Consider the following 15,286-nt stretch of genomic DNA (forward strand, 5'->3'; position numbering starts at 1 on the left):
GTTTTTTGTTAAGGGAATCTATCCATTTGCTTTCGTCTGAACCAGCAATAAATAATTGATCTTTGTGTCCGGCTCATCTAAAACTATGTCCAGAAACGGTTTCAATTGGCACTAAATTTTTTTGATCAAAATGTAACTGGTAAATTCGTGAATATCCATATTCGTCTTTGCTTGAAGTTGTAAACAATTGATTTTCTGACGTAAATAAATCTAAAAAGGCTCTTTCCGTTATCGGTTGATTCATTACGATCCAAGCAGGTTGATCAGGAAGCAGTATTTCCACTGAACCTCTGCTGGAAAAAGCTGTTCCTTTTGTTATAATTAACCTCCTATCTGTATCGATATAGATCGCTGAAATCATGGACTGATATTCTTTTTTAATCAAAGTTAAAGTTTGAAAATGTCTAGTTCTTCAATATCTACATCACAACCGAAACCCTGAAATTGATGAAGTAAAAGTTGTGCAATATCCTCCGTGTTTCCAGACATGCTAACATATCCAATGAAGACATTCATATAGTCACCTCATTTAGTTGAGAATTATTTTCAATAATGTATATTTACTATAAATGAAAATGATTATCAATGTCAACTTGATTTTTTAAATCTTTTGCTCCATTTTGCATTAGTGATTTCAAAGAATTTTGTAATCTAAATAGTAAAAAAAGCCGGAGAAAATTCCCCGGCTATGTTCGTATCCATGCTTGGGTAAGCGGAACTTTCGAACCCGATCAGCGAAGAACAAGCGGTTAAATCAAAAGTGGTGAATCAGCCTCTTCTTCATTGATTTAATTACCTTCGTTTTTTGCGGTTTTTAAAAAAAGCAATAACGAGAAGTAAAAGAGGAATCATTACTTGAAAAGGAAGATGTAAAACAATCGGAATGATCTTTAACCCTTCCTTTAGGTGTTCTGGAAAATTACTTGCAATCGAGATCGATAAAAATAAAATGACAAGCCCCATCGGATAAGCCACCCGCGAAGGTTCTTTGATGTTAAACAAATTTGCAGTGCCAGTCACAACTGCATAGAAAAAAATACTGATTTTAAAAAAGCCCCCAATAATTAATGCAAGCATAAAATAGACATCGAGCCGCTCTAAAAACTCTGCGATCCTAATTGTCTGTACTGTACTGAGCAAGGGAAATTGCGAGCGAGAAGTGAGATTAACACCAAGAACACTGATGTTAATAGCCATTGCAATCGCCAAGGTAATTCCGCTTAGCCCTAAAGCTAACAAACCTGTGATTTTCGCCTTTTTTGGGTTATTCAAATACGGCATAACCATCGTAAATACAATGGCTTCCCCAAATGGAAAATATATGGTCTGAGTTAATACAACTTTCAAAATGGGTCTAATTCCTTCTTCAAATACTGGTCTTAAGTTATTTATTTCAATCAAACCAGAAAGGAGAATAAGAACGAGTCCAGAAAATGCAAGCAAATACATAAAAACAAATAGTAATTCTCCTGTCCTTGCTAAAACCTCAATTCCTTTCCGGACAGAATAAACAATAACAACGAACAATAATGCATTAATGATAAACATAGGTGTTTCTGGATAGAGATAGGTTACCATCATCTCTCCGAAATCCCGCAGCACCCTAGCCGCAATATAAGAAAAATAAATAATATATAAAAAGGCAAATACTCGTCCTAAAAATTTCCCGATAATTTTTTGCACATATTCTGTTAGCAAAAGATCCGGATAATATTGATAAAGCCGATGATAGACTAAAAATAAAAAACATCCGCCTGCCATTCCAAGCAGAATAGCAATCCATGCATCCTGTTTCGCCTCGATTGCAAGAGGAATTAACAAAGCACTGCCCAATTCAAACAACAATATCAGGACAAACAGCTGAGTTGCGTTAATTTTCGCCTTTTCCACTGATTTGTCACGTCCTTTTCATTATCGATTAATTCATTCCAGAAATGTACGGTTTGTTTCTTAAACCGGTGCGTCGTATAAAAGCGTTTACCTTTACATCTACTTCTATTTTAGGGAAATACACATCATTCCAATTATGTTTTAGCTTTTTCCATGCTTTTGGATCGGAAATATGTATCGTTTCGCCAAACCCAAAAATATCCGATTTATTTTTCTGAGCGCGTTTAACGGCATTTTGAATCTCTTTCTTGATTTCTTTTTCCAATTCCTTTTCGATCTTCATTAGAACGAGCGGATCGGTTAGATTCACAGGAACCGTTACCTCACCGACGTCTCCTTCTACACGGATATTTATCAAAATTTTTGGTTTCCCTTTTAACATATTGGCAGTGACTTTCGTTTTTTGTCTGATTACTTGATAGCCGATGGATTCTTTTTTTCCTTTCCAGTTAATATTGACCTCAGTTGTTTGAATTTTATTAAGTCCCCATACTGTTCCTCTTGCGTTTTCTCCTTGTAACCAGTCAATCAACTTTCCATCCTTAAAAACGGCAAGACCACTGGCTTCAAGGGTTGCTTTTGGGGTGGTTTCTTGAATATTCTCGTTTTTGTTTGCCTGTTTTGAATCCCCTACCAAACGGAATCCTGTGATAATGGGTTCTTTTCCAGGAGATACGAGAGACTTTATTACTTCATGAATATTGACATTTATATGTTCTCCCCATCTTTGTTCCGTAAATTTTAACGTCTTAATCACTTTATTAGCCGAAATTTTATCGATTGGCGTTATGGTTTTAACAATATCAGCTGCTTTCGTATTATGGGCAATTACAACCGTCGCCGTATTCCGAAATTCAGGATCCCGATCTAAGGCATCAAATATAGTAGTGATACCTTGTTCTTTTGCTAGTTCATCACTGATGACCAATAGGTTAGTATGGGCATAATATAACCTTCGTGAGGCCTTGCTTGAGGCACGTCTGCTTACTTCAACTATGTTGTTCCCAGTAGCGGAATAAACGGTGACAGGTAGCCTCTCCCCACCTCCTCCGCCTTGCATCCCCCCTGCCACGCTTCCAGGATTGACAATTTGAAAGGTTCCGACATACCTGCCCTCTTCATTTTTATCAATTCCTAAAGCTCCGATAAACGCAAGATCGGTTAATTCCTTATTACTCCAGCATCCTGAAAGTAACACTATGCTTGTTAGTATAATGAAAGGAAAAATCCATTTACGAATCATTCTGGTCACCTTTTCTACTTATCATTTCACGAGCATTAGGAGGCTGCGGCCTCTGGTTTTTCTGTTCACGAACACTATTATCTGCAGTCATTAACCTTGGTCTTTCTTTGAGAGCCCACCATGGGAATCGAATGACTGTATCACCTACATTAGCAGGAATAAACGGCGCAAGCGGAGACATATAAGGAACTCCGAACGAACGTAGGCTGCATAAATGAACAATCATCATAATAATCCCCAGAATGATTCCATAGAAACCAAATGTTGCTGCAATCATCATAAACAAAAACCTAATTAAACGAGCAGAAATCGCAATTGCAAATGAAGGGGTAGCAAAACTGGCAATCGCTGTGATGGCCACGACTATAACCATGGCCGGCGAAACAATTCCAGCCTGTACTGCTGCCTGTCCAATCACAAGAGCCCCGACGATCGATACAGCCGATCCTACGGCTTTTGGTAATCGGATCCCTGCTTCTCGTAAAATTTCAAAAGACACTTCCATAATGATTGCTTCTATGAATGCTGGAAAAGGAACCGCTTCTCTCTGCGCCGCAATAGCAATTAACAGCTGTGTTGGAATCATCTCCTGATGAAATGTTGTAGCAGCAATATATACAGCGGGTCCTATAAGAGATATAAAAAAAATAAGAATTCGTAAAAAACGAATCGCTGTTGCGATATCAAACCGAGCATAATAATCTTCAACAGACTGGAAAAACTGGATAAATACTGCTGGCGCAAGCAGCACAAATGGAGTTCCGTCTACAAAAATCGCAATCCTTCCTTCAAGAAGATTACCCGCAACCATATCGGGTCTTTCTGTATGATAAAGTGTCGGAAATGTTGTCAGTGTCTGGTCTTCAATCAGTTGTTCAATATAACCCGACTCAAGAATGCTATCGATGTCAATCCTTTTTAACCGTTTACGTACTTCCTCGACAATTTCCTCTTTAGCAATTCCGTTGATATACATAATGGCAACATCTGTTTTCGAAACCCTACCGATGCTCATGGATTCAAGCCATAGGTTTGGATTTTTTACACGCCTTCGAACTAAGGCTGTATTTGTCCGAATCGATTCAGTAAAACTCTCTCTTGAGCCACGGACTGCCATCTGAGTACCTGGTTCTTGAATCGAACGTTTATCCCCACCTTTAGTACCGGCACTTAGAACTTTTTCATTCCCATCAACTAAGATAATTGTTTCACCTGACATTAAAGACAAAAATAATTCATCCCAGTCGCTTACTGTCTTTACACTACCAAGAGCAACTACCTCTTCTGCAATGACCTCTATAGTTTCTTGTCCCATTTTTACTTGTAAATCACGTTTATTCATCATTGATTCGATTAATAAATCGTTGATGGATTGACTGTCAACAATGCCCTCTACATAAACAACGGCTGACCTAATTTCAGAATTTTCACCGATTCTCAACGTTCGAATCACTACGTCTGCACTATTCCCTGTTTTTTGCTTTATGACCTCAAGATTTGCCGACAAAGAACTATTGAGAGATTCAGGCATACTGTTAGTAGACTGATTTTGGCTATTTTCCTTTTGATTTGGACGGTTCTTCTTCTGTTTTTTGCTTTTAAAAAATGAAGGCATAGCAATTAATACCTTTCTTTGCTTTTTTGATATTTTCTTCGATTTACTTACTATTTATACAAATATATACAATCTTAAAGACACTTCTCTTTCCGTATAACGATTTTGAAAAGGAAAAAACTATCTATTGGAGAGTGATCATAAATGAAAATCATTGGCATTATTATTTTGATAATGGGACTATTAATAGGATTTTCTCTAAGCATCGACATTTTAATAGGGATTGATCTAAACACAGCTCTGCAAAATGCTTTATATCCATTCCTTGCAATGGAAGGTGCTGAATTATTTGTTCTCTTTCTTTTTATTTTGATTTTAGTTATTGAATCTATTCTTTTCTCAAAAAAAGAAAGAAAAACGAGTAATTCAACTAAACAATCTCAAGTAAAATAGGGAACAGGCTTGACCTGTTCCCTCAAACAAGGAGCTGAAGCAAAAATGCTGCCCAAAGTTTCCTTTTGGACAGCAGTACATCATTAATATATTTATTTTTAGTCCAATTAATAAAAAGGATAAGGAGGATAACCATATCCATAACCAGGGTATCCATAGCCAGGATATCCGTAGCCAGGGTATCCGTACCCATAACCACCAAAAAATGGGCTTAGCAATGCACCTGTTAATAGTCCTCCTGCAAATCCTCCAAAGAAAGGTCTGCCGAAAAATGGTCTGCCAAATCCAAATCCAGGTCTAAATCCTCCAAACCCAAATCCGGGTCTAAATCCTCCAAACCCAAAAATTCTTTCATCACTCTCAGGCTGAATATATGGGTCAACATCATTAGGCCAATATTCTATATCTGTGTGCAAAATAATTCCTCCTCTTTTCTTAATACAATAAAGAATATGTCAACGGAAATAAAAACTCTTGGGTATTTATCCTAATGATTGATTTTTTTAGATCGGTTCCCTGGGCCCAGCCATAGTTGTTATTTTTACCTTTGTTATGGCTTAATACAATTGCTTTAAATTTATCAGGCTTTAGATGTTTATAGAGCCAACAAAAAATAAAGCCAGAGATTTACCCCGGCTTTATTTTTTATAACCCAATCTGGCAGATATTTTATGTCCGATTGGAATCATACTATTTTTTAGCTGTTCAATTCTTTCATCGGTCATTCGAATAGTTGGACCTGAAATACTGACTGCAGCGACTACTTTGCCTAAATGGTCAAAAATCGGCACTGCAATGCACCTGATTCCGTATTCATTTTCCTCTAAATCTAGTGCATAGCCATTTTGCTTAATCTTATGTAATTCTTGAAGAAATTCTTCTTCATCCGTGATCGTATGTTCCGTATGTAATGGAAGTCCTTTACGTTCAAGAATATCTAACACGTCGTTTTTAGGAAGATGGGCAAGAATGGCTTTTCCAACTGACGTGCAGTGCATAGGTGCCCTTTTACCGACTTTTGAGTGCATCCGAAGCGTTTCGTTGCCTTCCAGCTTTTCAATATAAACAACTTCTCCTTGATCGTAAACGACAAGATGAATGACCTCATTGGTCTCTTTTTCAAGCTCCTGCAGATAAGGTCTCGCTTCAGATCTTAAGTCAATGGATTCCAAAAGCTTTGAGCTTATTTCTAAGAAACGGTATCCGAGCTTGTACCGTCCAGTTTCTTGATCCTGATCAATATATCCATATTTAACAAGTGTTGAAAGGATCCGATATACTGAACTTTTATTTATATCCATTTGGTTAGAAATCTCTGTAACACCTAAACCGTCTTTTTTTAAGCTTACTAAATTAATAATGTCCAGTGCCCGGCTTACAGACTTCACCATATTTTCTCTTTCCATAATTTCGCTCACCTCTGGTGCGAACCATAATACTCTCATTATAACATAGACATTGCCGGGCTATTGTAGAGCCTATGAAGTCTTTATCGTCTCTTTTGCCGTTACAAACGTGTTTCGAAGAGTACCAATTTCATCAATTTTACACTCAATAATATCTCCTGCTTTTACAAATTCTGCGCCTACTGGGCTGCCAGTCAAAATAACGTCACCCGGCTTAAGTGTCATAACATTAGAGAGATAGGAAATCATTTTTCGGATTGGAATAATCATTAAATCCATTCCGCTATTCTGTTTTTCTTCTCCATTTAATTCGGCTTTTACCCGGACCTTGAATGGGTCAAGTTCTGTTTCGATCACTGGCCCTAAAGGTGTGAAGGTGTCAAACGACTTTCCAATTGTCCAATGTCCATTTTCGTGGAAAAACTGAGGAGCGGTCACATCATTTCCGATTGTATATCCGAAAACATAATCTAGTACATCTGATTCCGCTACATGTTTCGCTTCTTTCCCAATAATCACTGCCAGCTCTGATTCGAATTTTACTTCTTCAATACCTAAAGGAATGACAATCTCTTCATCGGGACCAATCACCGAAGAAGTTGGTTTAAAGAAAAACACTGGAATATCAGGCAAATTCTCAGGTAAATCTTCTACTTTTGAAACGAAGTTTGCCCCTATTCCAATGATTTGATTTGGCTTTAGCGGTGCGAGTAGCTTCACATGATCCATTGAAAAACGCTGACCAGTATACTCCCAGTCTCCAAAAAGATCCCCTTTAATTTCTCTTATTTCATTATCTGATAAAACCCCTGTGAAAATGTCATGACCTACTGCAAATCGAACAATCTTCATGTCTACTCTCCTCCTGTTGTCTATCTATAGAAAAATGGACGGGCTGACTCATGATGAAAGGTTTCCCACACACGCAGGAGTAGTTGTGGGATAATCCTCATTGCCCCTCACGAATTACGTCAGCCCTTTTTTTGATTATATTCTTGATTATTGCTTAACGGCAAATTTTGCCTTTGCTTCTATACGGCGTCGATGCAGAATTGGCTCCGTATATCCGTTTGGTTGGTCGTAGCCTTTAAACACCAAGTCACAAGCAGCTTGGAAAGCAACAGATTCCTCATAATGATCAGACATAGGACGATATTCAGGGTCCCCAGCATTTTGCTGATCAACCACTTTTGCCATGCGCTGTAAAGTCTTTAGGACCTGTTCTTTTGTGCAAATCCCATGGTGAAGCCAGTTTGCCATGTGTTGACTGGAGATGCGAAGTGTTGCACGATCTTCCATAAGCCCTACGTTGTTGATATCGGGAACCTTAGAGCATCCAATACCTTGTTCTACCCAACGAACTACATAGCCAAGAATGCCTTGTGCGTTATTATCAAGCTCTTGCTGAATTTCTTCAGGCGACCAGTTTGGGTTTTGAGCAACTGGAATCTGTAAAATATCATCTTTAAAGTCTTTCGTTTCATTAGCTAATTCTTTTTGTACCTCTTTTACATTCACTTGGTGGTGGTGTAAAGCGTGCAAGGTAGCTGCAGTAGGGGAAGGAACCCACGCTGTGTTGGCACCTGCTTTTAAGTGACCGATTTTTTGCTCAATCATATCCTTCATCATGTCAGGCATTGCCCACATGCCTTTTCCAATTTGAGCTCTTCCTTGGAAACCAGTCTCAAGACCCGTTTTAACATTCGATTTTTCATAGCCTTGAAGCCATGCAGATGATTTCATATCGTTCTTTCGGATCATTGGACCAGCTTCCATCGATGTATGCATTTCGTCTCCGGTACGGTCTAAGAAACCAGTATTGATAAAGACGATTCGATCCTTTACTTGCTTAATACAGTTTTTCAGGTTCAAAGTCGTTCTACGCTCTTCATCCATTACACCGATCTTTAGTGTATGTCTTTCCAAACCAAGCATGTCTTCAACTCGGTTAAACAGTGTATTGGCAAAAGCTACTTCTTCGGATCCATGCATTTTCGGTTTAACGATATAGATAGATCCTTTCCTTGAATTTTGGTATTTTGCATTACCAATGAGTGTATGCTTTGCAATTAAGCTTGTTATGACTGTATCTAGAATACCTTCTTGAACTTCCTGGCCGTCTTGGTCAAGGATGGCGCTGATTGTCATCAAGTGCCCAACATTTCGGACAAGCATTAGAGAACGTCCGGATAAAGTAAATTCTTCTCCGTTTGGAGCGGTATAAGTTCGATCAGGATTTAGCGTTCGCGTCATCGTTTTGTTGCCTTTTGCAAAGGTCGCAGACAAATCACCCTTCATCAAACCTAACCAGTTGCGATATACAAGAACCTTATCTTCTGCATCTACAGCAGCCACAGAATCTTCGCAATCCATAATGGTCGTGAGGGCTGATTCTAACACAACATCCTTGACTCCCGCTGCATCGCTTTGACCGATTGGATGACTGCGGTCAATTTGTATTTCGAAATGAAGGTCATGGTTTTTCAGCAAGATGGCCGATGGGTTTTCAGGCTGTCCTTGATATCCGGCAAACTTAGAGGAATCCTTCAGTTCCGCTTTCTTTCCATCTTTAAGAGTTACAGATAATTTTCCATCTTCCACCGTATACTGAACAGCATCTTTATGAGAAGCCGCTGTTAATGGTGCTGCCCCGTCAAGAAATTCCTTTGCAAAGGCAATGACTTTTTCACCGCGCACTGGATTGTAAGCGCCTTTCTTTTCAGCGCCTCCCTCTTCACTGATTGCATCTGTTCCATATAATGCGTCATATAAACTACCCCAGCGAGCGTTTGCGGCATTAATTGCATAGCGGGCATTATTAACTGGTACTACAAGCTGTGGACCTGCCTGCACAGCAATTTCGTCATCTACCTGATCCGTCGTAATCTTGAAATCTTCTACTTCCGGCTCTAAATAACCGATTTCCTTTAAAAAAGCCTTATATTCTTCGAAATCGTATCCATTTTTGTGTTCTCTGTAAAATGCGTTCAACTTACTTTGGAGTTCATCACGGCGAGCTAGTAATTCTTTATTCTTTGGCGTCAAATCCTTGATTAACAGCTCTAGGTCAGCCCAAAATTGTTCGCTTTGCAAACCGCTTCCGGGAAGAACTTCCGAATTGATGAAATCATAAAGCACTGAAGCTACTTGAAGCTCCCCAACTTTAACATAGTTTTCCATTTTATATCCTCCTTGAAGACAAATGATAAAAGGAAACGGGTTATTGAAATTTCCTCACCTTGATGAAAGAATATTTTGTTTGTTATTACAAAACACCGTTTCATAATTTATAAAAATAGTAGCACAAACATCGGTTTATTTCAATAATTTTCAAAAAATTAAAAATAAAAAGGGCGGTATTTTTATGGGTAAGTACTAGATGTTTCCGCCCAAGCTGGAGGTTTAACTGGCTGCGTCTCCTTTTAACTCTTGTTTGATTTCTACGCAGCGTCCGGGCGTTGGAAATAGCTTTCCTGCGTTTAGTAAATTTTTGGGGTTAAACACTTCTCGGATATTTGTTTGAGCAATGATTTCATCATCATTGAAAACGAAACGCATTTCTTCTCTCTTTTCTATTCCTACCCCATGCTCTCCCGTAATGGAGCCGCCTACGTCTGCACAGGCCTTTAGGCAAGCGCTACCTGCTTCTAAAGCTTTTTCTGTTTCTCCTGGGACTCTTGAATCAAAGAGTACTAGCGGGTGAAGATTTCCATCTCCAGCATGAAAAATATTCGCGATCCTCAATCCGTACTCTTCACTTATTTGATTGATTCTACTCAATACTTCTGGGAGCTTGCTTCGAGGGATCACCCCGTCTTGTACTAGATAATCAGGTGAAATAGCCCCCATCGCCCCGAACCCTGTTTTCCGGTTTGCCCACCATCTAGCTCTTTCTTGTTCATCTTGGGCCACTTTTACTTCACGAACATGATGACTCTTGCAAACTTGAAGAATTTGTCCGATCTGTTCATCTATGCCAGCAGAAATTCCATCTACTTCAATAAGTAAAACAGCTTCAATATCTTTTGGATGCCCTACTGGAAAAGCAGCTGCCTCTACTCCTTCAATAGCCGTTTTGTCCATCATTTCCAGTGCAGCTGGTACAATACCCGCAGAAATAATATCTGATACAGCCTGACTTCCGTCAGAAACCTTATCAAAATAAGCGAGAACCGTCTGCTTCGCTTCAGGGTTTTTCAAAACTCGTACGGTTATTTTAGTCACAATTCCTAAAGTACCTTCAGAACCCGTTAATAAACCAAGCAAATCATAGCCTGGAGTGTCCAAGATTCCGTTTCCGCCGATCTCAATAATTTCTCCGTTTGGCAGAACCACTTCAAGACCTAAAATATGATTCGTTGTAACACCATATTTAAGACAGTGCGCACCACCGGCATTTTCTGCAACATTGCCACCGATTGTACAGCAATATTGGCTGGAAGGATCCGGCGCATAATAATATCCCTTATCGGAAATGGAGTTGGTCAGCTTCAAATTAACAAACCCTGGCTCTACGACAGCCCGCCTGTTCTCTAGGTCCACGCTTAAAAGACGTTTCATCCTAACAAGGCTAATAATGACCTCACCATTTAAAGGAATAGCTCCTCCGCTTAATCCGGTTCCGGCTCCTCTTGCTAAAAATGGAAGATTATGTTCATGACAGTATCTAACCAGTTTAGCTACTTCCTGTGTGTCTTTCGGGAAAACGACCGCTTTTGGCAAATGCTTATGAATCGTAAATCCATCACAGTCATACGCTATTAAATCTTCCTTATGATAAAGAATGGAACGGGCTCCACCGACAATGGCGGCCAAATTCTGAATGTGCACGTCATTTGTCTTGATGCCTTTTACCCCCATCACTTTCCCTCCTTTAACTGATCTTCTTTTTGATAGGCTAAATCAAGCAATTGAACGGTGTGGACGACCTTTTGGTTTCTCCCGTATTTTTGAACACCTAGAGCCATTTGCAGCATACAGCCTGGATTTCCCATCGAAATCATTTCAACATCTTCAGGAACATCTTTCATTTTGTTTTCTAAGACCTCATTGGCCATCTCTGGATTCGTAATATTATAAATACCCGCACTGCCGCAGCAACGATCCGAATTTGGCATATGAACCATTTCTACTCCTGGAATATTTAATAACAAGTCTCTAGGCTCTTGGCGAATTCCTTGACCATGTGCCAAATGACAAGCATCATGATAGGTGATACGCGTCTTAATTTCCGCTTTTGGTTTTTCGTATCCTGTGTCATACAAGTATTTAGAAATATCTTCAACCTTTTTAGAAAACTCGACCGCTTTTTCATGCCACTCAGAATCTTCACGGAACAATTCAGGATATTCTTTCAACATACACCCGCATCCAGCTGCATTTACAATGACTGTCTCAGCATTCTTAAATGCTTCAATATTTTGTTTAGCCAGCTTTCTTCCCATATCCCGGTCGCCAGCATGAACATGAAGGGCACCACAGCATGTTTGGTTTTGTGGAATGACCACATCATTACCATTGCGAGTTAACACATTAATCGTTGCCTCATTTATGTCACTAAACATAACATCCATCACACAGCCTGTTAAAAATGCGACTTCATGTTTCGTTTCGCCTTTTGCTTTTATTACCTTTTCGTCTTTATACTTCTTTCTGACAGGTTGCTTCACTTCAGGCATAATCGATTCCAGTTCAACCAAGTGATCAGGCATAATCTTGATTAGTCCTGTCTTTCGGACAGCTTTTTGCATACCGCTTTTTTGATAAAACTTTAATAGACTTCCCATTGCATGTAACCTGTTTGGATGAGGAAATAATCCTTTAAGGAAAAATGTACTTACTGTTCCTTTCCAGCCTTTTAGTGGTATAGCTTGGCGAATTTGACCACGTGCCTCTTCAATCAACCCGCCTACATCCACATCAGCAGGACAAGCGGTCGTGCAAGCACGGCAGTCCAAACAAGCAAACACAGGGTCCATAAATTGTTCATTCACCTGTAGCTTACCTTCAGCGACGGATTTAATAAGGTGCACACGTCCCCTTGGCGAATGCTGTTCCTGACCCGTTATTTCATAGGTTGGGCAAGATTCCAGACACATACCGCAATGAACACAATCAGCCCATTTATTTTCATCTGGAGGATCGCTCCAAAGATAGTTGCTTACACCGGTGCCGACACAGGAAGGGGGATTTTTTAAATCGAGTTCTCTTGTACTCATTTTAGATACCTCCCACGAATCGCTTATCATTTAAAATCCTGTTTGGATCCACTTTTGCTTTTATACCTTCTAATAAAAAGAAATGAGCAGGTTCTTCTCCCCAAACTTTTACTTCTTTGCGAAGAGCATAAGGCAAATGCTTTACAACTGCATATCCACCTAAACGAACTGCAATCTTTCTTACATGATCAATAGCAGATAAAACATCGTCGCTTGAACCTTTAAGATTTATTTGACACAGACCATGTCCTAACCCACCATTCGATTCGACTAAAATATTATGTGAATCCTCTAATAGATGGCTCTCTCTAATAACACTAAATACATCCATATTCACGACACCTATTTTTAAAGCTGCTTCTATTTGTTCCTTTTCTTCAGATCCTACTCCATTTGGTGAAATGGAATAAAACTCATTCCAGAAGCTTTCTGCTTTGTCTTGTTGAAGAATTTTGACTTTGGCATTTCGAGGTAAAATGCTCTTTACAAATTCTTGTTGATATAAAACGGAGCTCTCAAGGTCTTCAAAGCTCACTGCGACGGAATATAGCCTCTCTCCTATTAATCTTTCAGATAATGTCGGGTTGATCAGCTCAAGAGCAACTGGTTCCATCATGGAATCCAAAAGCTTTCTAACAAATGATCGTGCTTCCTCTAAATCACCTTCCAAAAAAGATAAAACAATAACGCTTTCATATTTAGGCAGCGGACGAAGCTTTACTGTAATTTCCGATATAACACCCAATGTTCCCATTGAACCAATATACAGCTTATTCATGTCATAACCGGCAACATTTTTTACAACCTTTCCCCCAGAACGGATGATGGTTCCGTCCGGATAAACCATGCGTAATCCGATTACGACATCGCGTGCAGCTCCATACCCTAAGCGCTTCGGACCACTGTCATTAGCTGCAATAATTCCACCAATCGTTGCATGCTCCGGATTACTTGGATCTAGTGAAATTTGCTGATTGAACTTAGCTAAATAAGTCTGTAATTCCTTGAATGGAGTGCCTGCCTTGACAGTCAAAGTCATATCTCCCACTATATGTTCGACAATGCCTTTATACTCCGCTAAACAAAGTAAAAGATCTGCGGTCTCTACTAAACCTCCAAAGCCCCTTTTCGTCCCGTTTCCCATTACATTAACCTTTTTACCATGACGATTTGCAAATTTTAAAACCTCGGCAATTTCTTGTTCGGATTTCGGAAAAACCACAGCTTGACCGTTATTCCCTAGGTGAGAGGTATGTAAAGAACCTGCCTCTATTTTCACTTCAGGAAGTTTTGTTTTTAATTCTGTTATAAAATCAGATACTACCAAACAAAGCACCTCCTATTGTTTCGTAATAAGAAACATGGTTTCTTATTAATTCTAAAAAATAGTTAATGAGTTTTCTCTTTAGCCATTTGCGACTGTAATAGCTTTTCTACATAATCGAGATGTTCTACCATGCATTGACCAGCTTTATTAGCATTTTCAGATTGAATCGATTGAAAGATCTTTTCGTGTTGGTTGAAAATAGTTAAAGCTGCCTGCTTCTCTCGTTGAATATAATGATGTACTTCCATCATAGCTTTCTTTGTTGTCGTTGAGATCAATTCTAATAACCCAATCAAAATTTCATTTCCCGTGGCCTTGGCAATGGACATGTGAAAGCTATAATCACCTTCCCAGCCTTCATGGAGAGATTGTGAAAGGCTGAATTCCATTCTTTTCAAGTCTTCCTCTGTACGATTTAAGGAAGCCATTTCTGCAATTCCAGGCTCTAAAATTTTTCTCACCTGAAAAAGCTTGTGCAGATCATTCCTATTAGGAACAGAAACAGGCTTAGAGAACAAATTAGAGCTGTCGAATTTGCAGATAAAGGTGCCTTCTCCCTGTTTTACGTAGACTGCTCCCTTTCCTTTTAATGTAGTTATGGCATCCCTGACAGCAGTTCGTCCTACATCAAATAAATTGCACAGCTCCCGAACTGAAGGTAGCTTTTCTCCCGCTTGCAAGCTGCCCGACAAAATCATTTCTTCGAGTTGCTCGGCAACCGATTCCGAAATCTTCTTTGTCGGTATTCTTTTTACATTCATAGATTCACCACCTTTTCTTTGAGTTGTCACATATCTGATAAGTAATGTAATTTTATTAAAGCACCAGGTTCATGATTTTTCAATAAATATTTTTGAATTTATAAAAAAATCAAAATATTCATTATATACCGTTTGGCCTTAAAATATTTTTATCAGCCATTCGACAAAAAACGGAAAAAAAGAAGGTATCCCGCAATTACTTTGGGGACACCCTCGTTCTATAATTTCAAAAGGATGATCTATTATATAATTAGATTTTTTTCAAGAATCAACTATGTTTATTTGAACTCTCTTCTTTCTTTTTATATCGAAACATTTTTTCTAATTCTGCCAATGGCTGATCCATTAAATAGGTTCGTTGAGAGGGCTCAAATATTTTTTCTAATATAAGTAGATTGACAATTTTTTGTTTTTTTGCCATTATGAGATTCAC

Annotated in this window: 15 protein-coding genes; 1 reads left to right on the forward strand and 14 read right to left on the reverse strand. The window is 39.0% G+C overall.

The features are described 5' to 3' along the window. Positions 1-73 precede the first annotated feature (73 nt). The 5 genes from GD441_RS11275 to GD441_RS11290 all read right to left on the reverse strand — a co-directional run bounded on the left by GD441_RS11275 (position 74) and on the right by GD441_RS11290 (position 4,748). Positions 74-361 carry a hypothetical protein gene (locus tag GD441_RS11275; RefSeq protein ID WP_153126539.1) on the reverse strand — a complete coding sequence of 96 codons (288 nt, stop codon included), beginning with the start codon at positions 359-361 and terminating at the stop codon, positions 74-76. A 26-nt stretch (positions 362-387) separates the two neighbouring features. Beyond that, a complete protein-coding gene (locus GD441_RS17460; RefSeq protein ID WP_263862442.1) occupies positions 388-516 on the reverse strand; it encodes an NADPH-dependent FMN reductase family protein in 129 nt (42 codons plus the stop codon). Positions 517-792: 276 nt separating this feature from the next. Beyond that, positions 793-1,890, reverse strand: coding sequence for a GerAB/ArcD/ProY family transporter (locus GD441_RS11280; protein WP_153126540.1), 1,098 nt, complete (start codon positions 1,888-1,890; stop codon positions 793-795). Positions 1,891-1,918: 28 nt separating this feature from the next. Then, entirely contained in the window at positions 1,919-3,133 is a 1,215-nt protein-coding gene (locus GD441_RS11285; RefSeq protein ID WP_153126541.1) for a Ger(x)C family spore germination protein, read from the reverse strand. Continuing rightward, positions 3,123-4,748 carry a spore germination protein gene (locus GD441_RS11290; protein ID WP_153126542.1) on the reverse strand — a complete coding sequence of 542 codons (1,626 nt, stop codon included), beginning with the start codon at positions 4,746-4,748 and terminating at the stop codon, positions 3,123-3,125. Before GD441_RS11290 ends, GD441_RS11285 begins: the two co-directional genes overlap by 11 nt. A gap of 144 nt (positions 4,749-4,892) precedes the next feature. Here GD441_RS11290 and GD441_RS11295 point away from each other — a divergent pair, with 144 nt between their 5' ends. Further along, positions 4,893-5,141: a YczF family membrane protein gene (locus tag GD441_RS11295; protein ID WP_153126543.1), complete on the forward strand. Its 249-nt coding sequence runs from the start codon at positions 4,893-4,895 to the stop codon at positions 5,139-5,141. A gap of 107 nt (positions 5,142-5,248) precedes the next feature. On the opposite strand, the gene GD441_RS11300 is transcribed toward GD441_RS11295, so the two are convergent. From GD441_RS11300 to GD441_RS11340, 9 genes are all read right to left on the reverse strand, one after another. After that, entirely contained in the window at positions 5,249-5,557 is a 309-nt protein-coding gene (locus GD441_RS11300; protein WP_191992166.1) for a hypothetical protein, read from the reverse strand. A gap of 222 nt (positions 5,558-5,779) precedes the next feature. Beyond that, the gene (locus GD441_RS11305; RefSeq protein ID WP_153126544.1) at positions 5,780-6,547 is read right to left on the reverse strand and encodes an IclR family transcriptional regulator; all 768 of its coding nucleotides are present in this window, start codon (positions 6,545-6,547) and stop codon (positions 5,780-5,782) included. Between the two features lie 72 nt (positions 6,548-6,619). Further along, positions 6,620-7,399 (reverse strand): fumarylacetoacetate hydrolase family protein, encoded by a 780-nt coding sequence (locus GD441_RS11310; RefSeq protein WP_153126545.1) that lies wholly within the window; start codon positions 7,397-7,399, stop codon positions 6,620-6,622. A 147-nt stretch (positions 7,400-7,546) separates the two neighbouring features. Then, positions 7,547-9,727 (reverse strand): malate synthase G, encoded by a 2,181-nt coding sequence (locus GD441_RS11315; protein ID WP_153126546.1) that lies wholly within the window; start codon positions 9,725-9,727, stop codon positions 7,547-7,549. Positions 9,728-9,949: 222 nt separating this feature from the next. Then, positions 9,950-11,407 (reverse strand): FAD-linked oxidase C-terminal domain-containing protein, encoded by a 1,458-nt coding sequence (locus GD441_RS11320; protein WP_153126547.1) that lies wholly within the window; start codon positions 11,405-11,407, stop codon positions 9,950-9,952. Further along, entirely contained in the window at positions 11,407-12,765 is a 1,359-nt protein-coding gene (locus tag GD441_RS11325; RefSeq protein WP_153126548.1) for a (Fe-S)-binding protein, read from the reverse strand. Before GD441_RS11325 ends, GD441_RS11320 begins: the two co-directional genes overlap by 1 nt. A 1-nt stretch (position 12,766) precedes the next feature. After that, positions 12,767-14,092, reverse strand: a complete 1,326-nt coding sequence (locus GD441_RS11330; RefSeq protein ID WP_153126549.1) for an FAD-binding oxidoreductase — start codon at positions 14,090-14,092, stop codon at positions 12,767-12,769. A 62-nt stretch (positions 14,093-14,154) separates the two neighbouring features. Then, on the reverse strand, positions 14,155-14,853 hold the full coding sequence (locus GD441_RS11335; protein ID WP_153126550.1) for a FadR/GntR family transcriptional regulator: 699 nt from the start codon (positions 14,851-14,853) through the stop codon (positions 14,155-14,157). A gap of 268 nt (positions 14,854-15,121) precedes the next feature. Continuing rightward, complete coding sequence (locus GD441_RS11340; RefSeq protein ID WP_153126551.1) at positions 15,122-15,274, reverse strand: hypothetical protein; 153 nt, start codon at positions 15,272-15,274, stop codon at positions 15,122-15,124. Positions 15,275-15,286 lie beyond the last annotated feature (12 nt).

Origin of the sequence: Peribacillus tepidiphilus, from assembly GCF_009466385.1 — a bacterium.
Classification (GTDB): domain Bacteria; phylum Bacillota; class Bacilli; order Bacillales; family DSM-1321; genus Bacillus_BN; species Bacillus_BN tepidiphilus.

Coding starts and splice junctions, on each gene's coding strand:
- GD441_RS11275 (WP_153126539.1), bottom strand. CDS start 361: ATGATTTCAGCGATCTATATCGATACAGATAGGAGGTTAATTATAACA.
- GD441_RS17460 (WP_263862442.1), bottom strand. CDS start 516: ATGAATGTCTTCATTGGATATGTTAGCATGTCTGGAAACACGGAGGAT.
- GD441_RS11285 (WP_153126541.1), bottom strand. CDS start 3,133: ATGATTCGTAAATGGATTTTTCCTTTCATTATACTAACAAGCATAGTG.
- GD441_RS11290 (WP_153126542.1), bottom strand. CDS start 4,748: ATGCCTTCATTTTTTAAAAGCAAAAAACAGAAGAAGAACCGTCCAAAT.
- GD441_RS11295 (WP_153126543.1), top strand. CDS start 4,893: ATGAAAATCATTGGCATTATTATTTTGATAATGGGACTATTAATAGGA.
- GD441_RS11305 (WP_153126544.1), bottom strand. CDS start 6,547: ATGGAAAGAGAAAATATGGTGAAGTCTGTAAGCCGGGCACTGGACATT.
- GD441_RS11310 (WP_153126545.1), bottom strand. CDS start 7,399: ATGAAGATTGTTCGATTTGCAGTAGGTCATGACATTTTCACAGGGGTT.
- GD441_RS11315 (WP_153126546.1), bottom strand. CDS start 9,727: ATGGAAAACTATGTTAAAGTTGGGGAGCTTCAAGTAGCTTCAGTGCTT.
- GD441_RS11320 (WP_153126547.1), bottom strand. CDS start 11,407: ATGGGGGTAAAAGGCATCAAGACAAATGACGTGCACATTCAGAATTTG.
- GD441_RS11325 (WP_153126548.1), bottom strand. CDS start 12,765: ATGAGTACAAGAGAACTCGATTTAAAAAATCCCCCTTCCTGTGTCGGC.
- GD441_RS11335 (WP_153126550.1), bottom strand. CDS start 14,853: ATGAATGTAAAAAGAATACCGACAAAGAAGATTTCGGAATCGGTTGCC.
- GD441_RS11340 (WP_153126551.1), bottom strand. CDS start 15,274: ATGGCAAAAAAACAAAAAATTGTCAATCTACTTATATTAGAAAAAATA.